Source organism: Sporosarcina sp. AD_1 (assembly GCF_057373025.1).
In genome coordinates, this window is sequence record NZ_JBPVIR010000003.1 from 451231 (window position 1) to 472914 (window position 21684).

23 protein-coding genes and 1 tRNA gene are annotated in these 21684 nt (G+C 44.8%); 13 read left to right on the plus strand and 11 right to left on the minus strand.

The genetic code is table 11. From position 1 onward, the window contains the following. Nucleotides 1–44 precede the first annotated feature (44 nt). The 3 genes from ACSW3C_RS08470 (at nt 45) to ACSW3C_RS08480 (ending at nt 3546) form a co-directional block, all read left to right on the plus strand. On the plus strand, nt 45–1556 hold the full coding sequence (locus ACSW3C_RS08470; RefSeq protein WP_486562051.1) for an APC family permease: 1512 nt from the start codon (nt 45–47) through the stop codon (nt 1554–1556). Between the two features lie 140 nt (nt 1557–1696). Beyond that, nucleotides 1697–1768: transfer RNA gene (locus tag ACSW3C_RS08475), tRNA-Asn, on the plus strand. 104 nt (nt 1769–1872) lie between these two features. Further along, nucleotides 1873–3546 carry a ribonuclease J gene (locus ACSW3C_RS08480; RefSeq protein ID WP_486562052.1) on the plus strand — a complete coding sequence of 558 codons (1674 nt, stop codon included), beginning with the start codon at nt 1873–1875 and terminating at the stop codon, nt 3544–3546. Nucleotides 3547–3613: 67 nt separating this feature from the next. Here the strand turns inward: ACSW3C_RS08480 and ACSW3C_RS08485 are convergent, their stop codons facing one another. Further along, on the minus strand, nt 3614–4498 hold the full coding sequence (locus tag ACSW3C_RS08485) for a LysR family transcriptional regulator (RefSeq protein WP_486562054.1): 885 nt from the start codon (nt 4496–4498) through the stop codon (nt 3614–3616). A 108-nt stretch (nt 4499–4606) separates the two neighbouring features. Here ACSW3C_RS08485 and ACSW3C_RS08490 point away from each other — a divergent pair, with 108 nt between their 5' ends. Beyond that, a complete protein-coding gene (locus ACSW3C_RS08490; RefSeq protein ID WP_238079721.1) occupies nt 4607–5800 on the plus strand; it encodes a coenzyme F420-0:L-glutamate ligase in 1194 nt (397 codons plus the stop codon). A gap of 82 nt (nt 5801–5882) precedes the next feature. Here ACSW3C_RS08490 and ACSW3C_RS08495 read toward each other — a convergent pair whose 3' ends face one another. Further along, entirely contained in the window at nt 5883–7463 is a 1581-nt protein-coding gene (locus ACSW3C_RS08495) for a hypothetical protein (protein WP_486562055.1), read from the minus strand. Next, the gene (locus ACSW3C_RS08500) at nt 7453–8154 is read right to left on the minus strand and encodes an ABC transporter ATP-binding protein (protein WP_486562056.1); all 702 of its coding nucleotides are present in this window, start codon (nt 8152–8154) and stop codon (nt 7453–7455) included. Before ACSW3C_RS08500 ends, ACSW3C_RS08495 begins: the two co-directional genes overlap by 11 nt. Nucleotides 8155–8961: 807 nt before the next feature. Between ACSW3C_RS08500 and ACSW3C_RS08505 the strand changes: the two genes are divergently transcribed. The 3 genes from ACSW3C_RS08505 to ACSW3C_RS08515 all read left to right on the plus strand — a co-directional run bounded on the left by ACSW3C_RS08505 (nt 8962) and on the right by ACSW3C_RS08515 (nt 11183). Further along, nucleotides 8962–9300, plus strand: coding sequence for a magnetosome magnetite crystal formation protein family (locus tag ACSW3C_RS08505; protein ID WP_486562057.1), 339 nt, complete (start codon nt 8962–8964; stop codon nt 9298–9300). Between the two features lie 12 nt (nt 9301–9312). After that, a complete protein-coding gene (locus ACSW3C_RS08510) occupies nt 9313–10047 on the plus strand; it encodes a MerR family transcriptional regulator (protein ID WP_486562058.1) in 735 nt (244 codons plus the stop codon). Between the two features lie 266 nt (nt 10048–10313). Continuing rightward, complete coding sequence (locus tag ACSW3C_RS08515; RefSeq protein WP_486562059.1) at nt 10314–11183, plus strand: DUF2167 domain-containing protein; 870 nt, start codon at nt 10314–10316, stop codon at nt 11181–11183. A 48-nt stretch (nt 11184–11231) separates the two neighbouring features. On the opposite strand, the gene ACSW3C_RS08520 is transcribed toward ACSW3C_RS08515, so the two are convergent. Beyond that, complete coding sequence (locus ACSW3C_RS08520) at nt 11232–11774, minus strand: GNAT family N-acetyltransferase (protein ID WP_486562061.1); 543 nt, start codon at nt 11772–11774, stop codon at nt 11232–11234. Nucleotides 11775–11827: 53 nt separating this feature from the next. Further along, the gene (locus tag ACSW3C_RS08525) at nt 11828–12541 is read right to left on the minus strand and encodes a GNAT family N-acetyltransferase (RefSeq protein WP_486562062.1); all 714 of its coding nucleotides are present in this window, start codon (nt 12539–12541) and stop codon (nt 11828–11830) included. A gap of 115 nt (nt 12542–12656) precedes the next feature. Between ACSW3C_RS08525 and ACSW3C_RS08530 the strand changes: the two genes are divergently transcribed. Together ACSW3C_RS08530 and ACSW3C_RS08535 are read left to right on the plus strand one after the other, a co-directional pair. Continuing rightward, nucleotides 12657–13211, plus strand: a complete 555-nt coding sequence (locus ACSW3C_RS08530) for a sigma-70 family RNA polymerase sigma factor (protein ID WP_486562064.1) — start codon at nt 12657–12659, stop codon at nt 13209–13211. Next, nucleotides 13195–14268: a DUF4179 domain-containing protein gene (locus tag ACSW3C_RS08535; protein WP_486562066.1), complete on the plus strand. Its 1074-nt coding sequence runs from the start codon at nt 13195–13197 to the stop codon at nt 14266–14268. Before ACSW3C_RS08530 ends, ACSW3C_RS08535 begins: the two co-directional genes overlap by 17 nt. 46 nt (nt 14269–14314) lie before the next feature. On the opposite strand, the gene ACSW3C_RS08540 is transcribed toward ACSW3C_RS08535, so the two are convergent. Continuing rightward, nucleotides 14315–15280: a Gfo/Idh/MocA family protein gene (locus ACSW3C_RS08540; RefSeq protein WP_486562067.1), complete on the minus strand. Its 966-nt coding sequence runs from the start codon at nt 15278–15280 to the stop codon at nt 14315–14317. 143 nt (nt 15281–15423) lie between these two features. Between ACSW3C_RS08540 and ACSW3C_RS08545 the strand changes: the two genes are divergently transcribed. After that, the gene (locus ACSW3C_RS08545) at nt 15424–15918 is read left to right on the plus strand and encodes a DUF1648 domain-containing protein (RefSeq protein WP_486562069.1); all 495 of its coding nucleotides are present in this window, start codon (nt 15424–15426) and stop codon (nt 15916–15918) included. Nucleotides 15919–15977: 59 nt separating this feature from the next. Here the strand turns inward: ACSW3C_RS08545 and ACSW3C_RS08550 are convergent, their stop codons facing one another. From ACSW3C_RS08550 to ACSW3C_RS08565, 4 genes are all read right to left on the minus strand, one after another. Beyond that, entirely contained in the window at nt 15978–16256 is a 279-nt protein-coding gene (locus tag ACSW3C_RS08550; protein WP_486562071.1) for a hypothetical protein, read from the minus strand. Between the two features lie 19 nt (nt 16257–16275). Then, nucleotides 16276–16938 (minus strand): YjgB family protein, encoded by a 663-nt coding sequence (locus tag ACSW3C_RS08555; RefSeq protein WP_486562073.1) that lies wholly within the window; start codon nt 16936–16938, stop codon nt 16276–16278. 108 nt (nt 16939–17046) lie between these two features. Then, a complete protein-coding gene (locus tag ACSW3C_RS08560) occupies nt 17047–18684 on the minus strand; it encodes an MDR family MFS transporter (RefSeq protein WP_486562074.1) in 1638 nt (545 codons plus the stop codon). Next, nucleotides 18681–19130 (minus strand): MarR family winged helix-turn-helix transcriptional regulator, encoded by a 450-nt coding sequence (locus ACSW3C_RS08565; RefSeq protein WP_486562076.1) that lies wholly within the window; start codon nt 19128–19130, stop codon nt 18681–18683. The genes ACSW3C_RS08560 and ACSW3C_RS08565 overlap by 4 nt, the downstream gene beginning before the upstream one ends. Nucleotides 19131–19305: 175 nt before the next feature. Between ACSW3C_RS08565 and ACSW3C_RS08570 the strand changes: the two genes are divergently transcribed. Beyond that, on the plus strand, nt 19306–19896 hold the full coding sequence (locus ACSW3C_RS08570; protein WP_238079749.1) for a hypothetical protein: 591 nt from the start codon (nt 19306–19308) through the stop codon (nt 19894–19896). Between the two features lie 76 nt (nt 19897–19972). After that, nucleotides 19973–20332: a carboxymuconolactone decarboxylase family protein gene (locus tag ACSW3C_RS08575; RefSeq protein WP_486562077.1), complete on the plus strand. Its 360-nt coding sequence runs from the start codon at nt 19973–19975 to the stop codon at nt 20330–20332. Nucleotides 20333–20364: 32 nt separating this feature from the next. On the opposite strand, the gene ACSW3C_RS08580 is transcribed toward ACSW3C_RS08575, so the two are convergent. After that, nucleotides 20365–20691, minus strand: coding sequence for a DUF378 domain-containing protein (locus ACSW3C_RS08580; protein WP_486562078.1), 327 nt, complete (start codon nt 20689–20691; stop codon nt 20365–20367). A 217-nt stretch (nt 20692–20908) separates the two neighbouring features. Between ACSW3C_RS08580 and pgeF the strand changes: the two genes are divergently transcribed. Then, nucleotides 20909–21667: a peptidoglycan editing factor PgeF gene (gene pgeF / locus ACSW3C_RS08585; protein ID WP_486562079.1), complete on the plus strand. Its 759-nt coding sequence runs from the start codon at nt 20909–20911 to the stop codon at nt 21665–21667. The last annotated feature ends 17 nt before the right edge of the window (nt 21668–21684 follow it).

Here is a 21684-nt window from a genome sequence, read left to right on the forward strand (position 1 = left end):
ATAGGGAATGAAAGACCTATCTAACTATCTAGGGGGAACAACCAATGGAGACTACTGAACCACCACGAAGGAAAAAGCTGCAGAAGACACTTAAACCGTCATGGGTATTCGCGATTGCACTCGGCTCGTCAGTTGGCTGGGGGGCCTTTATTCTGCCAGGGGATTGGATCAAGGAATCCGGACCGCTCGGGGCAATTCTCGGGCTGCTAATCGGTGCAGTGATCATGATGGTCATCGCGTCCAGTTATGGCGTAATGATAAAAAAATTCCCTGTTTCAGGGGGAGGCTTCACGTATGCCTTCATCGCCGCTGGGAAAGTGTGGGCCTTTATTTGCGGTTGGTTTTTGTCGCTCGGTTATATGTCCATTGTCGCGTTAAATGCATCCGCTTTCACACTGCTATTAAAATTTTTGGCACCTGGATTCATGAAACAGGGCTATCTTTATTCAATTGCAGGATGGGATGTCTATTTGCCGGAAGTTCTAATCGCTTCCTTGCTCATCCTCCTGTTTGCCTTTATTAACTCAACAGGAACGAGCGTCTCAGGAAGGATTCAGTTCTACTTCAGCGTCCTGCTCATCGGAGGTGTCGTCCTGCTAGGAATGTTCACCTATGGATTTGCAGAACAGCCGCTTGAAAATATGAAACCGCTGTTTAGCGGGAAACAGTCGATTTTGACATCCATTCTTGTCATTGTAGCGATTGCGCCATGGGCATATGTCGGATTTGATAATGTCCCGCAAGCAGCTGAAGAATTTAAATTCTCACCGCGCAAGGCAACAATTTTGATTGTCGCTTCGCTGTTTACCTCCTTTCTCATCTATGCCGTCATGATCGGTTTGACCGCATGGTCGTTCCCAAGCTCGGCTGGCATCGGGGAAAGCAATTTATGGCTCACAGGCGATGTTATTAATTCCTCACTCGGCATGGCAGGCCTCGTCATTATGGCGATCGCCATCATGATGGGAATCTTTACAGGACTGAACGGGTTTTTCATGTCCTCGAGCCGCCTGTTGTTTTCCATGGCACGAGCACGGGCTTTACCAAACGGATTCCGATCGATGTCTAAAAAGCACCAGACACCGGTTTGGGGCATTTGGTTCGTTGCTTTGGTCACGCTTCCGATGCCATGGTTTGGCAGACAGGCATTGACGTGGATCGTCGATATGTCCTCGACCGGCGTTTCGGTCGCCTATCTATTTACATGTATCGCCGCCTATCGGGTGCTGGCATGGAAATCAGAACAAGCCGGCCGTGAGATTGCTCCCGTGAAGAAGGCATTGGCACTGGTTGGTATCGTCGCGAGCGCTTCGTTCCTCGCGCTATTGCTCATTCCAAATTCACCGGCCGCTTTATCAACGCCTTCCTATTTATTATTGCTGGCTTGGGCCGTTACAGGATCCGTCTTTTATCTGGCCATGCGGAAGAAATATAATAGCTTATCACAAGAGGAAACCGAATATTACTTGCTTGGCAAGTCCATCGAATCGGAGGTTCAAAATGGAGGACATGAAGATCCGATGGCGGTCGATTCTTTATCCATGAATAAAAGCTGATCACCCGTCATTTTTAACGTATAGATTTACGAATTTCGTCCACGATAGTAGGGGAACGTTGAAGTTCATTTGTCTCATTGGCCCTTTTTCAAAATGAATGTATAGTTCTTGAAAAACAGGCCACGATAAGAGTACAACTTTCCGGAATAGCTCAGCGGTAGAGCAATCGGCTGTTAACCGATAGGTCGTAGGTTCGAATCCTACTTTCGGAGTTCCCCCGGCCTCTCCTTTCGAGTGAGGCACATCAGGCTGTCCCGGTTGCAAACGCAACTTGCGGGACAGCCTTTTCTAGTACAACTACAGTGGAGGGTTTAATGTGGAGACAACTGAAAAAATGATATCCGTATTTGCGCTGGGCGGCGTGAATGAAATTGGGAAGAATATGTATGTCATTCAATATGGAGATGACATGATTGTTGTGGATTGCGGATCTAAATTCCCCGATGAAACACTATTAGGTGTTGATTTGATAATCCAGGACATCTCTTATTTGCTGGCGAATCGCGACAAAGTACGCGGTCTGATCGTCACCCACGGTCACGAGGATCATATCGGGGGCATCCCTTACTTTCTAAAGCAGCTGAATGTCCCTGTTTATGCTTCCCGATTGACGCTCGGGTTAATTGAATTACGACTGAAAGAACACGGGCTTCTCCGGGATACCGAGCGAGTGATGATTGACACGGAAACGACGCTTCGTCTTGGAGAGATTGATCTCTCCTTCTTCCGTATCAACCATAGTATTCCCGATTGCGTTGGCGTCGCCTTCGAGACACCGGCAGGCATCATTGTGCATACGGGGGATTTCAAGTTTGATTTGACGCCGATCCATGAAGAGTATGCGGACTTCCATAAGATTACGGATATTGGGAAGAAAGGCGTCCTGCTTTTATTATCCGAAAGCACTAATGCCGAGCGTCCGGGCTTCACCCAATCAGAGCGGATTGTGGGTGAACGGATTCTGGAGGAATTCAGGAAGGCGGAGCAAAAGGTTTTCATCTCGACGTTCGCTTCTAATGTCCATCGTGTTCAGCAAATCATTGATGCGGCGAGGATGACAAACCGGAAAATTGCGTTGGTCGGCCGGAGTATGGTAAATGTCGTGGGAGTAGCCGAGGAACTTGGCTATTTGAAAATCCCTGAAGATTTATTGATTGATGTGAAAGAGATTGACCGTCTGCCTTCAGAGAATGTAGCGATTATTTGCACCGGGAGCCAAGGCGAACCGATGGCAGCCCTTTCCCGATTGTCCAGCTCCTCGTATCGTGACGTAGCGGTTCATCCTGGAGATACCATCATCTTTTCCTCAAGCCCCATCCCAGGAAATGAAAAAAGCGTCTCCCGGATTGTTGACAATTTCTATCGGTTAGGAGCCCGTGTCGTTTATGGTTCAGGAGGAACTACGGGTCTTCATGTGTCCGGTCACGCCTTTCAGGAAGAGCTGAAACTGATGCTCACTTTATTGAAACCTACCTACTTCATTCCGATACACGGAGAATACCGAATGCTCGTCAAGCATAAAGAACTGGCGGAATCGGTAGGAGTGAATGGAGAAAATATCTTTATTATCTCAAACGGGGATATCGTGGATATTAAAAATGGTGTTGCCAGACAGACGAGACAAGTCGATGCAGGCAATGTGTTCGTCGACGGCCTCGGCATCGGGGATGTCGGAAAAGTCGTCTTGCGCGACCGCAAAGTGCTATCCGAAGAAGGCATGCTTGTCATCGTCGTATCAATCAATAAAACGGACGGCCAGTTGATAACCGAACCGGCCACCCTGTCCCGCGGTTTCGTATTCGAGCGCGATGCGGAAGCCTTATATGACGAAGTCAACCGGCTCGTGAAAGAAACTGTCCAAGCAGCACAGCCTTCCAGCCGGCGTCAGCGCAACGACGTCAAGCACGACATTCGCAAGTCTGTAGAAAAATTGCTGTATGCCCGGACAAAGCGTAGGCCGATGATTTTGCCGTTCTTGATTGAAATTTGAGACCTTAAAGGCAGGCTGGAGAAACAACCTCTCCAGCCTGCTCGTTTTTCAAAAAAATTATCATCCCTCATTTTCTCTCAATCAACTCCACAAACTTCGTCGATGCGGGAGAAAGAGGGACGCTTTTCAAGGAACAGACACCGATGCTACGCGGAGGGATCTGCTCGGTAAACTGAACTTCGCGAAGAATTCCTCGCTCTAAATAATCCTCCGTAAATTCCTTCGTCACACAAGCAATTCCCATATTGATCCGCGCAAATTCCACCACGAGATCATGGGAACCGAGTTCGAATTCTGGTGAGATTTTCACCCCTTTGGCGAGTAAAAATTCCTCGACATACTTCCGTGAATTTGAATTGGGCTCCAAGAAAATCAATGGCAGCTTCGCAAGCTCCTGAAAATTGATCGGTCTTGCAAGCAGTTTCTGGTACTTCTCTCCGTAAACAAATGTGTCATGGATATCAAGACATGGCGTGACATGCAGCGATGCGTCGTGAATCGGCAAATTGCAGATGCCAATGTCCACCTCTCCAGACTTTAAATACGCAATCAGTTCATCTGTCGTGCCATTGACAATCTTTAATTTAAGGCTCGGATATCGATTTCGGAAGGCTTCCAGCTTGGGAAGTAAAAAATATTTAGATATCGTATCACCAACCCCGACCCGGAGTTCACCAGTCGTAAGATTTTTAAATTCCGCCATCTTTTCTTCACCGATTTCGATTAAATTGATGGCAGAGTTAACATACTCCAAAAGAAGGGTTCCTTCCGTCGTCGGCGTGACTCCTTTTGGCGTCCGGTTGAACAGCCTCGTACCGAGTTCATTTTCGAGCTGCATGATCGCCTGACTCACAGCCGGTTGTGTCATATAAAGGACTCGTGCGGCCTTGGAAAAGCTTTGATTCTTGCCGACGATACTAAAAATACGATACAAATCTAATTTACTAACCATATAACCCCTCCTTATACCCATTATTACATATATTAATTTTACTTATATCAGTTGCCGTTGTATAGTACAAGTAGATCGATAATCAAAAAAGCGTTAGGAGCGATTTAAGTGGAACGAGTAGTCGGAACCGTTGTAAGAGGTCTTCGTAGCCCTATTATTAATCAAGGGGATCAGATAGAAGAAATCGTAGTGGATACTGTATTAACAGCCGCAGAAGTCGAAGGAATCACAATTCAGGATCGAGACATCGTCACGGTGACTGAATCGATCGTTGCCCGGGCTCAAGGAAACTACGCGACCATCGATCATATTGCAAAAGACGTTCAATCAAAATTTGGCGATGAGACCATCGGCGTTATTTTCCCGATCCTCAGCCGGAACCGGTTTGCCATCTGCTTGCGCGGTATTGCAAAAGGGGCAGCTAAAAAAATTGTCTTGATGCTCAGCTATCCATCAGATGAAGTCGGCAATCATTTAGTCGATATCGATATCCTTGATGAAAAAGGCATCAACCCTTGGACTGACGTGTTGACAGAAGCTCAATTCCGTGAGCATTTTGGTTATAACAAACATACATTCACCGGGGTAGATTACATCGAATATTATAAATCCATTGTGGAAGAGTATGGCGTGGAGTGTGAAGTTATTTTCTCCAACCATGCAAAAACAATCTTAGACTATACAAAAAATGTACTGACATGTGATATTCATTCCCGTTTCCGTACAAAGCGGATTTTGAAAGCGAATGGCGGAGAAAAGATTTACAGCTTGGATAACATCCTATCCGAATCCATTGACGGAAGCGGCTATAATGAAGCGTACGGATTGCTCGGCTCCAACAAATCGACGGAAGACAGCGTCAAGCTCTTCCCGCGTAACTGCCAGCCTGTCGTCGATACCATCCAATCGATGTTGAAAGAGAAAACAGGCAAAACAGTGGAAGTAATGATTTACGGAGACGGCGCATTCAAAGACCCAGTCGGCAAGATCTGGGAGCTCGCGGACCCTGTCGTTTCTCCCGCTTACACAGCAGGACTCGACGGAACGCCAAACGAAATCAAACTTAAATACTTGGCAGATAACGAATTCGCCAACCTTCGCGGAGAAGAAGCGAAAAAAGCGATCGCCGAATACATCCAAAACAAAGAATCCGACCTCGTCGGCTCCATGGCAGCTCAAGGCACAACGCCACGGAAATTGACGGACTTGATCGGTTCCCTCTCGGATTTAACGTCCGGCAGTGGAGACAAAGGAACGCCTATCGTCTTCATTCAAGGGTATTTTGACAACTATACAAAATAAGAAATGGCCTGCAGCCGAGAAGATCGGTTGCAGGCTTTTTTGATTCAAAAAAATATTTGTAGTACCCCCCTACATGTCCCCCTCATTCAACAGCCGTCTTCTTAAAAATCAAAAAATTAATCACAAGGATAACGATAAGAATGATCCCTGTTGAAAGACCAATCGGCAAGGCCATCCAGAGCAAGCTGAAATGTAACCCGGCTACGACCAGCAATAAAGGCAGGCCATATAAAAGACTAATGATTACATTCGGATTGGATTTAACTGCTTCCGAAGGGTTTTTCCATTCCGTCAATGGATGCTTGCGATCATATAACGGCGCCAGTAAATTATAACTGACCATCAACAAAAGAACGACAGCCAACAGCAGGAGCGAGTGCATTGTAGCGTAACCAGTCAAAAGAAAAACTGCATAGCTGATAAGGATCGATATGGCTCCCATCATGGACGAAACCAAAACTTTTGAAAGGTATATTTTCCTCTGCTCGAATGGCAAGCCTTGCAATAAATAATAATACTTCCCCTCTCGGGAATAGGGCGTGCCGCTCGTATTATTCATGCAGCTCATGAATAGAACGATGTAGGCAAATACCATCTCAACATACCCGCCTTCCAACAAATCCGTCGGAATCCATTGTTGCCGATCGGACAACAGCAAGCTCACTGAAATTACGGGCGTTACAATCAAGCTTAGAAGTACTTGTAGTTTAAAATATGGTTCGGACTGGAGCACCCATCGTTCCCTCTGAAGATAGCGCCGCCATTCATTATCCCCTGCATACACTTTCGCTTTTCTGAATGTCGAAGATCCCATTTCTCTCCTGCCATTCTGCATGTAGTGCAGCGCCATACTTTGAACAGCCCCTCGATACAGCAGAAAACTAGCCAACCAGAACAAGAGAAGCATAAACAGTAAGCGCAACGATATTTCTGGAGCAGTATAAATTCCGATGATTTGCTTTACTACTGGCACTTGCCCCACTGCCATATAAATGCGGGTCATCAATGTATCGATTGATTGGACTACAGAAGAAAACGTGTCCATGGATAGGTCTGCCCATAAGACCTTTACGTTTACTTTTGAGCTAGTGACCACCCATAGAATAAAACCAGCTGCAATCCCAATCGAAGCGATTCCATTCAAAAGCAAGGAAGCGATTGTCGTTAAATGTCTTCGCCAGAGTTGTACTAAGGACAGCAGGAATAGGAGCAGCAGGATGGTAAAGATGAGTAACGTCGGCAACAGCAAAATCGTTTTTATTAGCTCCGCCCATTTCATTCCCCAGACTAATATAATCAAGGCAGGCAGTTGAAGAATAATTGTCAGGAGGAGGGGCAGCAATAAACTGCTCAAGACTTTGGCACTGACAATCCGTTGGGGTTGAATCGGCAACGATGCCAGCAATTCATATTCACGGTAGCTGAACACGACAGAGACAGAGAAATAAACCGTCAGGAAATAGACAAGGACAATAGAAATCGCCAAATTATAAAATAGATAGACCGGCAATGTACTGATGTGATAGATCGCTACATTTAGGACCGCTATCTGAACGGCCAAGTAGGCAAGGGCAATCAGGAGCGTGACCCGCACCATCACTTGCTTTGGAATCGTGTAGGCAGAAGAAGCAAAAAAGAAAGGCAAGGGATAATTATGCTTCATGTTTCTGCTTCTCCAAGAAAATCGATTCAAGGGAACCTTGTGCCATCAGTTTGTGAATGTCTTCATGCAAAATGATCCGGCCGCCCTTCAGAATGGTGATCGAGTTGCAAATCTTTTCGGCAACGTCCAGCAAATGCGTAGAAAAGAAAACGGTTCCTCCTGCATCCACATAGTCTCGTAAACAGTCTTTAAATGTTACAACGGCATTTGGATCCAACCCATTCATTGGTTCATCCATAATTAGGATCGACGGCTGGATCGTAAAGGCCGCAATGAGCGACATCTTATGGAGCATTCCATATGAATAGGACCCCATCGGTTTATGAATGGATGTCTCCATGCCAAATCGTTCGATATACATAGATAATTTTGCATCATCTCTCTTCTCATATAAAGGCAGCAGGAATTGAATCCAGTCATAGCCCGAGACATTCTGAAAGACCTGAATGGTGTCCGGAATATAATAAAATTGTTTTTTGTAGAGAAGAGAGTCCAATTGGGAAACCCCATTGATCGACACGTGTCCGCTATCCTGTTCTAAAATGCCTGTAATGCAATTGATCGTCGTGGTTTTCCCCGCCCCATTGGCACCGACAAAACCTAGAATCTCTCCTTTTTCAACTTGCAGATCCACCCCATGTAATATCGTGTTGGCTCCAAAGCTTTTTCTAAGATTATTTATCGTTAACATACATGCTCCCCCTTTTCCTTTTGAAACTTCTTTTTGGCAAAACCTAATATCGTACTCATTTTTACTTTTGTTATATTAATTGTAGAACAGATTTTAGTGAAGGTCAATATTTTGTAGGTGTGTGATTTGATGCTCAAATACTATCGGGCAAGCGAAAAGAACTCGACGACGGCAAGCACTGTGTTATAATAAGTTTGTCACTTGTAAAAAAATAACATATATTTAATAGCTATAGTAAGGTTTATGTAAAGAAGCAAGTGTAGAAACAGCGACTGAAGAAACAGACGAACTTCGACAAGTTCAACTGAACTATAAAAGGGAGGAATTTGTTTTTCATTGTTATATCTCCAGGCTTTCTATTTAATAGTGTTTTCAGTCGGTTTCGGTGGTGGAATGGGCTTGTTGTTTTATAAGATTTCGAACAATATAAGATTAATTTCAAGGACGCTTAGCTATACAATAGGAGGATTAATTTCTTTAATTTTAAGCTACATAATGGCTTTGATATTATTTAAGGGAACTTGGTTCTACTCTTTACCTATCGTTGTTTTGGCGTTAGTGTTTTATGCCATTTGCCTTGCACTGTCTAATAAGTACTCAAAATAAATTTGACTCTTTTCCCAAAATCGCAAAAAGGAAGAACAGTTATTTTTGTTCTTCCTTTTTGCATCAAGTTATTCAAAAAACTGGGCACATTTTCGAAGCAATAATTTTCTTTCAAAGCTCTTGAATCTCCACCCACGTCATCTTCTACCATAAAAAATGAGTTCCTCAGAGGGACTACAATTTGTAGAGGAGACGATAAAATTGAAACAAGTATCTATGGGGAAACGTTGGCTTGCTGCGGCCATGCATGTGCTTTCCCTCTTTCTCACTTTTTTTCTGCCATTGGTCGTTTATTTCCTAGTCCGGAAAAAAAGCAGTTACTTTACCTATCACGCGAAAGAAGGTTTGAATCTCCACTTCACCTTTTTTCCGATTTTCATCATTTTGACTAGAGTATTAGCTAAAGTTTGGCCCTTTGCAGCTACCCTTGCCTTGCTGCTCATTCTACTGGAAACGATTCTCATCCTGGTAGCAGCTATTTTCACCTTGATGGGCAAGAAGTTCTCGTATCCGGTTATTCGCTATTTCAAGACAGAATAGGAGAGGGTTCCTTTGGAAACAGTCCTGTACACGATTGGTGAATTTGCAAAAAAGTCGGGTGTCAGCGTTCGCACACTTCGCTACTATGACAGCATTCACCTATTACAACCGAGCAACTTCACTGAAGGCGGACATCGTCTGTACAACACAGACGACCTGCATCAGCTTCAGCAAATTCAAGCATTGAAATTTTTACGTTTTCCCCTAAAGGAAATTAAGGAGATGATCGAGCAAAAACGAATTGCGCGCGAAGTCATGATGGATTCAATTGCATATCAACAAAGAGCGTTTGAAGCGCAGCTCAATGAAATTCAGGAAATCCTTGAAAACCTCGAATATCTTAAAAAAGTGGTAGAAGAAGAACCCACTGTAGATGTTTCCGTCTTCAGCTCCATGCTTCATATGTTTATATTGGCAAACGAAACGGAGGATTGGCTGAGCAAACACCTGCCGAGCGAATTAGTCGACGAAGTTGATAATAGCGAGAAACTACAGCTGGAGAAGGAATGGACGAACATTCTAACCGCTATTAAAGTAGCAGTACAAGAGGAGATCTCTCCAGATTCTGAGGAAGCACAACAAATCGCGACTCGTTTGACAGCCATTATGAAAAAAACGATGAAGGGCGACATAGATGCCATTTCTCCTCAAATTGAACAGGCGGAGCCACTTGATTTCCCCAATCCTTTTACTGAAAAAGAGCAACAATTCCTGACATCGATTATGAATCTTTATGAAAAAGGATAGCGACGGCTATCCTTTTCCTCTCAGCCTTCTCCTCCCGACTCTTTTACAAAAGTTTCAAGTAACGCATATCCAAATAGCTAGGCAATCAATGATATTTCATAGGGATTACTATTTATTTATTAATGATTATTATTCAAGTTATATCTTTTTTCAAAGTTGTTGCTATAATCATTATTGGTTTCATTTGGAATGAATGGTACTTCCAATTTCCATTTCACTTGAGCACTACATATTTTTATATCATAGAAGCTTGGAGGATTTTAAGCATGAAACGTTTGACCGCTATGGTCGCAGCACTGTTTTTGGTTTTGAGTACAACAGTCGCTGTAGACGCTGAGTATGAGTACAACTGGATTGAAGGGGGAGTAACCGTAGACTTAGGTGAGATTGCAACGGTTGACCTTGATCCTGATTTTCTCTTCTTGGATGGAGAAGACACGAGGCAGCTGGCATTAGAATATGGTGATCCTGTTTCTGGTGACGAAGTCGGTAGTATTTACTCCATGGATGAAGAACAGACGTGGGCTGTCTATTTCGATTATGAAGAGACTGGACACATCAAAGATGATGAAAAAATCGACGCAAAGGCTTTGCTGAAGAGCTATCAGGCGGGAGCAGAGGAAGCGAACAAAGACCGGGAGCCAGGCGAGCGCTATTATGTAACAGGTTGGGATATTGAACCTTTCTATGATGAAGATACACATAATTTGACGTGGTCTTTATTGCTGGAAGATGATAATAAGGAAACCTTCTTGAACTATAATACGAGGATTTTAACGAGAGAAGGGAATATTTCGGTCATTCTTGTAACAGACCCTGAAAACAGGGAAGCAGACAAACAGCTCCTTCAAAATCAAATCTTATCTCAACTCAATATTACAGATGGAAATAAGTACACAGATTTTGATAAATCCACAGATAAAGTGGCCAACTATGGATTGTCCGCACTAATTCTAGGCGGCACCGGTTTGGCGGTAGCGAAAAAGGCCGGATTGCTCGCAGTTATTTTGGCATTTGCCAAAAAATTTGGCGTCCTGATTGTTGCCGGAATCGCTGCACTCTGGAGTTTCATTCGAAAGAAGAAGAACAAGCCTACAACCGAGCCTGCTCAACCAGCCGAACCATCAGGAGAATGACAATGCTCAGTTCCCTCCCAAAGCGGATGGAACTGAGCATTTCACTTTTTATGCTAAAGTATCTGTTTTGATTCGCCCGAACACTTCGTGGTCAACAAACTTATCGTACAGCCATTCAGCCTGTCGAATGCGGCCTTCCTTTACAAACCCGAGTCTTTCCGGAATGGCTTTGCTTTTGTGGTTTTCCACGGCTGCCCGAATTTCAATTCGATTCAGATCGAGCTCATTGAAACAATAATCAATGACAGCTTGGCAGGATTTTGTCATCAGGCCTTTCCCCTCAAAATCTTTTCCAAGCCAATAACCGATGGACGTTGATCGATTCGCCCAGTTAATGCCATGCAAGCCGACCACACCTGCCAGCTCGCCTTGATACCAAATGCCAGCTTCAAACCCGTTGTTCTCGCTATACTTTTTCAAGGTGCCTGCAATGAATTTTCTCGAATCCTCCACCGTTTGGTTGTAATCCAGCCAAGGCAGCCACTCGCGCAAACTGTCTCGTGATTTATCGATTATGCCAAATAGCTGTTCCGCATGCCGTGTCTCTAGCAATTTCAATTCTATATCTTCGTTGATCCTATAAGTAAACATCCCATTCTCCCCCATTCTTTCCACCTAACATATCATATTTAATATAAGCTTGGTTATTTATTATCCAATCGATAGATTCCTTTACGATCCCGAAGTATGCACCCATTCCTAGTAAAGATGCCAATCATATTTTTATTGGCTTCGTCCGTACTTCCAACATAATACGATGCACCGAGACGCTTCAGTAATTCCAGTGAACTACGATGCATAGTCGTTCCATACCCCTTGCCTCTCGCTTCGGGCACCGTTCCAAAATAAAACAACCGTCCCTCATCTTTTGTTCCCTCTTCAATTATCGGAATGCTCAGCCCGATCAGCTTGCCCTCCCGCCGGAACATAAAACAATGGGACCGCCACTCAGGGCCCAATTCATTCTCAAGAGATTCCATCACTTGTGCAATCGTGAACAGATTGTTTTTATTCGCCGAACCGCTTCGGCATCTTTCATACAGATCAGCAAATTCGCCATCTGTCATCGAGCCCTCTGACAAAGACTCCGCCTCAATGGGAGCGTCCTGTGAAAAGTCCTCCTCTAGCGTTCGGGTATACTCGACAACCGTAGACACATTGTGAAACCCTTGTCCCACTAGCCACTTCTCATAAGCAGGGTCCATCAAAAGCGACAAGTAGCCGATTTTCCCTTCTTTCCATTCATCAAGCAGGCTGCTAAACGCATCGAGATACGCTGCCTCCAACACCCCATCCCGCTTTATTTGGTCGACAAGCCAGTATTCCTTGCCCTTTTTTATGATTGAGAATAAATCCACCATACCCACTCCGTTCTTGATTGTGTAAACAATTTAAATTCAATTGCGAAAAAAGACGTTCTTCTTTCGTATTATATAGTGTAAGGGCCTTTATAGAATAGCAAAGGAGAAAACTATGAAGTCTACTAACAGGAATTTTATTAGACGTCTCCAATCCGGTAAGGAAGATGCGTTGGAATATATTGTTAATCGCTATTTGCCATTGTTAAAAAATGTAGTTCGCCACGTCTTGGGTCCAATTGGGCGCGAGGATTTAATCGGGGAGTGCGTGAATGATGTGTTTTTATCCATCTGGCAAAACGCAAAAAAGTTTCGTGGGTCAGATGAAGATTCGTTTAAGAATTGGATTTGTGCAGTGGCAAAATACAAAGCGATCGATATTTACAGGAAAGAAGTTAAAAATACGGAGATACCGGCTGAATTCGTGGAACTGCTTCCCCCTGATGCTCCTACGGGAGAGGTACTTGCAGAAGACCGAGTCAACCAACTGCTGAACCAATTGGACAAGGTTGATCGACAGATTTTCATCATGCGGTACTTGCTCGGATTCCATCCTGCCGAAATCGCAGAAGTGCTCGACCTAAGCAAGTCGGCTGTCGACAATCGGATCTACCGGGGGAAAAAGAAGTTACGGAATGACAGGAGGTTTTCATATGAAGGACATTTATGATTACTTGAATGACGTGCGAATGGATGTAGATCGATATGAAGAGGAAGCAGTCAGTGACTTTGACAAGAAAAGATTGATACGTTCGTTACATCCACACATAAGAAAGCAGCCTCCCTCTAGATGGAAGAAAGCTATTATGGCTGCTTCCGTTTCAGCGAGTCTATTAACCACCGGTCTGTTTGGACTGTCGTTTACATCGTTTGCACAAGAACTGCCAGTCATCGGACTTGTATATAAACTGTTTAGTTCAGATCGCTTTGTTGAAGGGTTCAATAATAATGCAAACGTGCTGTCTTTGTCAGAAGAAGAAAATGGGATAAAAATGGTCATTAACGAAGCGGTATTTGATGGAAAGGCGCTGTATATTACGTATGATATATTTTCAAAGAGAGACTTGGGCGAGTCACCGCAAATTATGGGATTACCTAATTTACCTGAGGATTCACATGAGTTCATAGTTACAGGAAACCACGACATAGAGAGGATTAATGGCACTCATTATGCCGGTATTACACAGGCTACCCTTTATACAGATCATCGTGTTGAAGAAGGAAGTTTTAATTTTAACATTAGTGGAATCCAACCGGAGGAAGGTGTTACCCCTATTAAAGTGAACTGGAATTTCCAATTTGATTTGCATGCTACAGATAATCAAGAGCAACTGGTTGACCTGAAATCCGTTAATAATGACGTGACTGTAACAGTTAAACGAATTGTGTATACCCCTATGTCATTTCTCATCTTCTACAATGAAGTCATTACTACCGAACTTAGAAGTGAATGGGATTTTGTTACGTTAGATATAATAGTTAAAGATGATCTGGGACATATATACGAAAATGAGCATAATGGCGGTTTCGGGTTAAAACCCGTGAGACATACGAGTACATTCGAAAAGCTGCATCCAGATGCCACTCAGTTAATAGTGACGCCTATTGTGAAGCTCGCGCAAAAAGACGGGACAAATGAAAATGGCAGCATCTATCGTAATATCGGAAGCACTGCTCCAAAAGAAAAAATTATCCTGGATGATATAGTCATTGAAATAGAAAAATGATGGAAAAGGAGATGTTTCCACTTGGAACATCTCCTTTTGATTGTATTCAATTCAAGTTTACACTGACGGAACCAGTCCGCAAAGCTTCCAACACAACCTGAGATCGATAGCCAACCTCAAAATCATAAATCTCAGCAGCTTGGCCATTCACTGCCTTCACGAGCTCATCCACCAGTCGTGGAGCAGCTGCATCCTCAATCGCCATCTCCTCAAGCAGCTCGCCTGTCTTCCCGCCGCGTAGCGTGCCCCAGTTCTCAAGCGATAGGACGCCCTCTGTCCCAAATGCCGTAAATCCGATATGTTCTTTGCCTGCCATGCCACTCATGCCTTCAATCAACACGGGCGTGCCGTCCGCCAGCTCAGCTGTTGCGATAATGCCCGTTTCGCAACGGCCAGGATCAGCAGGCAACTCCAACCGGGTTTGGATGTTGGAAAGATTTCCGAATATCTTCAATGTCTGCTGGATGAAATGCACGCCGACTTCCAAGACGAAGCCGCCTTGTTCCCGTCCGCCGACCCAGTCATTTTTCTGCCAGGCACGCGGCCATTCCGGAAATTGCATCGTCAACTGCAACCGTCTTAATTGCCCTACATAGCTTTCACTTATCAACGCGGCAAACTTCGCAGCAGCCGGACCATAATTCAACGGGAAGTTCATCGCATGGACGACACCCGCCTCTTTCGCTGCACCCATCATCTCTTCTGCTTCTTCCACAGAATTCGCAAGCGGCTTCTCGCAGAGGACATGCTTCTTCGCACGCAGCACATCCATGACAATGGCATGATGATATTTTGGCGGCACCGCAACATAAACAAGCTCCACTTTCTCGTCTTCAATCAATCTCTTATAGTCTGTATAGAATTGAATACCACCTAATTGATTGGCGGTTTCCTTTGCCAATGACTCCAAATGATCACATACAGCTACTACGGACACATCCTCATGTGCTGAAAATTGCCCAATCAAGCGTTGGCCGATTGCCCCTAAACCGATAATCCCAATCTGTACCATGAAACATCCTCCTTTTTTTCTATCGTACAATAGAGACTGGATGATTGTCATGGTTTCATTGCGAAAGACTGTTGCGGAGCAGATGAAACTTTTGTCCCTTTTCTCCGTAAAGTTAACAACGAAGAATTGTGGAGGGTACCTCTATGTATAATCGTCCGAAACTTACCATTCCAAAAACCTTATTGGAAAAAGTGGCTGATCTTATTGGCTTCATCGTGTTTATCTCGTGGATCGGCTATCTTGTCTACGCTTGGGGCCAGCTGCCTGATCAAGTGCCCGGCCATTTTGATGCAGCCGGAAACATAGATCGATGGGGATCCAAGTGGGAACTAATCATTTTGCCGATCATTGCCGCCATTTTGACTGTGTTCATGGCCTTTTTGGAAAAGCATCCAGAATGGCACAACTACATGAATTTAAATGAGTCCAATATTGAATTTCAATACAAGAATTCGCGGCTTTTGCTAAACATCATGAAAAATGAAATTCTTGTTTTCTTAGCGTATATCAGTTTCCGTTCTCTCCAAGTGTCCTTGGGCAAAGCTGATTCTCTTGGCATCGCCTTTTTACCTGTCTTTCTCATCGTCCTATTCGGTACTATGATTTTCTTTATCGTTCGATCGTTGCGGAAAAAGTGACTGGCTATTGGGTGTCGGACATAATAAACCAGGCCTGGGAATCTCCCCCGGCCTGGTTTTCATTTAGTCGTTTTGTCCTTCAATTGGTCCACATACTGCTTGGCCTCCAGCAAGGATAGGCCAAACCGCTCCCTCGCCTCTTTCACGGCTTGCACTTCTTTACCTTTCCGCAATAAGGCAAGCACTTCCTCAGAGACCGGTGTTTCAATTTCCATATGCTTCAGCAACCGTTCCAACAATCTATCCTGCCGCTTAACCCTTTCTTCGACCATCGCCAGCTTTGAATAAAACATCAGCGCTATTCCAAGTAAAATTACAACGATCAAGATAATTATCATACATAATCCCCCCTTGCCATCACCCTTGCCATTTCTTCAAATTCACATGATCGGGCGTCCCGTTGTCCCCGATAATGAACTGTAATTCGAACTCCCCTACATGATAGCGTATATTCTTTTCGCCTGTCGCTTCTATCTTCCGAATATCATCCGGTTTTCCAAGCTGCGCTGTCAAATCCTCTTCAGTAATCCCACCGAGGTTCGTCTGGCGTTCTACATTTGTTCCAAAATATCGGGCTTCCTCGAGAACCCCGTCCCCATCGTATTTGAATGCGACGGAAGGATTGCCCATCGAGCCATGATAATGCTCATAGCCCTGACCCTTCTCTTCCGCCTCGCCAATTGTATTGTATACGTCCTTCCTCGTCGTCTTTCCAATCACAAAGCCTTGATCCGGACGATATACTTTCCCTTCCTTCGCACGTGCCGCCAAGTCTTTCAGCGAATCCAGCGCCATTTGTTTCTGCTCGTCTTCTACTGAGGTTTCGGGCGATTGAGATTCCGTCTGTCCTTTGGATGTATCCTTTCCGGTTGATTCGTTATCGGCAGCATCATTTGTTTCATTCGTCACGGGCGGCTTGTTCTCCGCACCAGTCTGACCGTTATTATCGTTTGCCTTCGTGCATCCGGCGACGAGAACGGAGATCGCTGCAACCATTAGCATCCATTTTATTCGTTCCATAAAACTTCTCCTTCCGGTCATAAGATATTTCCCATTCTTCTCTTTTTCCCTTTTGTTGTCAATGAAAAACGAAAAGAGACGGCCTTCGAAAAGACCGTCTTTCCTTCGTTATGGCTGTGGTTGGTGCTCTTTCGTTCCTTGATGTTTTTGAAACTCTTTCCGCATCTTGTCTTCTGCAGAAACAAGAGGGATTGCCCGGAGGAAGACAGCAAATAGAACAGCAATGACCATAATGATTCCCCCGGCTAAAAACGTTGTCGTTAAGGCGTCGGCGAACACATCTTTCACTGCGGTAATCATTTGTTCCGCCACTGGCTGCAAATCTGCAGGCAAAGCCTTTTGGAGCTGTTCGAGTCTCGGCTGATCCAGCAAGACCTCGGGATTCATCAGCGCTCCGAATTGCTGTACTTGCTCTGGCGGAAGTGAAGCAGCCGTATTCATGCTGCCGTCCGCAAACATTTCCTTCATGCTAGTGGCCATCCGAGAGCTCATAATTGCCCCCAGGATTCCGATTCCCATCGTATTCCCGAGCGAACGGAACAGCTGAGAGGAGGCAGAAGCAACACCAAGCTGTCTCATGCTGACAGCGTTCTGAACGGTCAAGGAAAAGACTGGCATGCTGGCGCCCAGCCCTAATCCAACGATGCATAAATAGCTGATCAGGACGTAGATCGGCGTATCGATAGTAATGAAGTAAAGCAAGAAAATCCCCAGTGCGGTCACGCTTAACCCTGTAATGGCAAGGCCTTTATATTTCCCGGACTTCGTCATGTACGCACCTGCAAAGGTCGTCGCGAACACCATAACGATGGACATTGGCATCATAATATAACCGGAACCGCTCGGAGAAATTCCTTTAACCCCCTGAATGAAGAACGGCGTGTAGATCATGACGCCCATCATTCCCATGCCAAGCAAGAATCCTGCGATGTTGGATACCGTTACGATGTCATTCTTGAACAAGGAAAGCGGCAGGACAGGCGTCTTTACCTTTGTTTCGGTAATCATAAAGGCAAGTAACGCCACGATCGTCAGGCCGAACAAACCGAGAATCTGCCAGGATCCCCATGCGTATTTACCGGCTCCTTCCCCGGCGAAACTAAACGCCATCAAGACGGACACGATCGTCACCGTCAAAAAGAAAGATCCAAAATAGTCGATGGACTCGCCTTCTCTTCTCTCCACTTTCGGAAATAGCTTGAAGATCATCGCGAACGCGACAAGGCCAAGCGGGAGGAAGATCCAGAACACCCAGTGCCAATCAAGATGGTCGACAATAAAACCGCCCATGAGCGGACCGAGCACACTCGATATTCCGAAGATGCCGCTCATTGCACCGGTCCATTTCGCCCGCTCCCTCGGCAGATAGAGGTCACCGACAGCAGTGAAGGCGTTTGACATGATCATCCCGCCGCCGATCCCTGTAATACCCCGGAAGATGATCAATTGGAAAATGTCCTGCGAAAAGCCGGACAGGAAGGACCCAATCATGAAGAAGGCGATCCCTGCCAATAAAAATGGCTTCCGTCCGTAAATATCCGACAGCTTTCCGACGAGTATGGTCGATACCGCCATCGTTAAAAGATAGATGGTAATGACCCATGTGTAATAGTCCATACCGCCAAGCTTTGCAATAATTCTCGGCATCGCTACCCCGATAATTGTCTGGTTAATGGCAGAGAAAAACATCGCTGCCATGATGGCAAGCATAATGGACACTTTTTTCTTATCTGATAAATGATTCATGACGTCCCTTCCTTTTTAAGCAAATCGATATTAGCCGCAGCCTGTTCAAAGGTGGCTGTCAGATGTTGAAGATCTGTTTCAGACAGGTGTCCAAAAACGGTTTTCATTGTCTTCCTGCCTTCGTTTCGCAACTGCTCCATCGTCTCCCGGCCCTTGTCGGTAATCTCTAAATAAACAACACGGCGATCGACCTCATCGCGTTTCCGCTCAATATAGCCTTGTTCAATTAATTTATCGGAAGCGGTCGTCACGGCACCCGCCGTCAGATGAAGAGCTTCTGCCAACTCCGACATTCGCAGAGGTCCTTTCCGCTCGAGCATAAAAATGAGATACGACTGGGAGCCTGGAAGATGTTGTTCAAAAATCTTTGACCACATATGCCCCATGTTCCTCGTTACCGACCAAAATAACTCCTCGAAACGAGAGAATGCTTCATTATTTTCCATTCCACTACTTCCTCTCACTATATATTTTAATCATTAAATACTTTAATGGTTAAAGTAATTATTAGTATACGTAGTTGGAAGTATCCTGTCAATCTACTTGTTCGGGTTTAGACCGAAGCGTTTCGGGTATTCTATGAATCATGTTTTGCCGGTTTTAGTTGGGATGTGATGTAAAATGTTTGGACTATCTGATCTCGTATCCCTTGTCATTTCAGCTTTTATCATCTTGCCAATTGTCGTCTTCATTCGCGAGTCGGGATATTTGATTGTCAGCTGGCTATTTGGGGTTATTGAACCGAGACTTACCATCGGGTCAGGTCCCCGTATTCTTAAAATCGGCATGCTTGATATCCGGAAGTATTATCACTTGTATAGTTGGTTTTCGTACGATGGATTAAAACGAAAAAGCAAATTTGCATATATTTGCATTTACTCAGGGCCGATTCTGATGAATCTCACCCTTGCCCTCCTCATTAATTTCCTTGTCGCGAATGGGTGGGGCGAAGAATATAAGACTTTTTGGGATCGTTTTGTGTTCTATGCTTTTTACTATGTATTATTCGATATCGTTCCGATGATGACAGTAAACGGGAAGCCGAACAACGGGATGATTATTTACGAAATGATCCGGTATGGAAAGCGAGTCGATAATAATAACGAATCCTTTCTGCCCGCTACTTCAAAGGTGGAAGAGGAATATCAGGAACATATGAAGGAAATAAAGGAAATGGAAAAGGAGTGCAAAGAGGATCAGGATGACAGCTGACGAGGATTTCTTCCAAAAAAGGATGCATGTCTTTTGCTATCTTGCAAATACTACCTTCGAACAGGAGGGATTTTTCGTGGAAGAAATCACGTATACTGAGGCGGTCTTACAGGAATATAAAGTCGGAATGGGCAGTTTCTCGGAAAAGTTGCCCGAAGTCGCAAGGACATTCCATGCATTTACCGAATCCAGCTTTGCGGAAGGTGCACTGGATCAAAAGCAAAAACAACTCATCGCGCTTGCGATCAGCGTGTATGCACACAACGAACATTGCATTGTCTACCATACGAAGGGCTGTCTCGATAACGGCAGCACGGAGGAAGAGATGATGGAAGCGATCGGAGTGGCAGCCGCACTCGGAGGCGGATCTGCCATGAGCCAGGGCGTCACCGTTCTTCAGGATGCACTGGAGGATTTCCGGGCATCTATGCAATGACAGACAGCCACCTAAATAGGTGGCTGTTTTCATTACACTATATCGTCTTTGTCGTCCGTTTTTTTATGAACGTCTCTTTCTTTCCTGAAATCCGGTTCTTCTCCAAATTCAGTTCCGTAATTTGGATTGCTGAAACGTCGATCGGTCGTGACTGTATCGTAGTCCTCATTCGGTTTGAAAAGGAGACCTATACAAACAAGACCACTTATTCCGACAAGACCGTACACCACCCTGGATAAAAATGCACCTTGGCCTCCAAACAGCGTTGCGACCAAATCAAAGCGGAAAAAACCGATCAAGCCCCAGTTCAATGCCCCAATGATAACTAAAGCCAGTGCGATTCGTGAAAGCGTACTCATGCATGACACCTCCTTCGATTGGAAAATCGTGAACCTGTAACGTTCGGCAGCGTGTACCATGCAATATCATCTGAGTTCAGACGAAACTGTCCACCGCTTGTTATGATTCATTATTATCTTTTGCCAAAAGCAATTTTTAATACATGAAAAACAAATTTCGGGTGCTTGCTCTACACAATATTTGGCAGGGACGATATAGTAAGAGAAGGTGATGAAAATGAAAAAGATGTATATGGAGAATCAACATATCGTGGCAGGCATGACCTTACAAGATCAGTCCTTGCCCGAAGCAAATAATATGGCACTGCATGTGTGCCAGGGGAAACAAGATGTTCTTGAGAACCGTGGTAGGCTTGCCAAGTTTTTGAATGTGTCCATCCACGACTTTGTATGTGCCAATCAAACCCATAGCGCCAATTTCCATCATGTCACGCAGGTGGACAAAGGCCGAGGCGCATTGGATAACGCAGATGCGATACCGGAAACAGACGCCTTATATACGTATGAACCTGATATTGTGTTGTGCAGCTTTACCGCAGACTGCGTACCGGTTTTATTCTTTAACGACAAGACAGGCCTGATCGGCGCCGTTCATTCCGGCTGGCAAGGAACGGTGAAGGAAGTCACATTGAAATTATTCGAGCATTTAAAGCAAGCGGAGAAATGCGATCTGGCGGATATCCATGTGCAAATCGGTGCAGCACTCAGCCAGGAAAAATTTGAAGTGGATGAAGATGTCTACACAAAATTTGAAAAGCTAGGATATGCGGATGACTTTATGTATTACAACGAATCAACCGGAAAATACCATATTGACAATCAACTGACCGTCAAAAAGCAGTGTGAATTGGCAGGCATTCCATCCAGCCAGATTACCATCGATCGTACCTGCACATTCCAAGATCCGGCCGCTTTTTCCTACCGACAAGACAAGCAATGCGGCAGACATCTCAGCTTTATTAAAAGAAAGCGATGAAATTCGGAAATCGATAC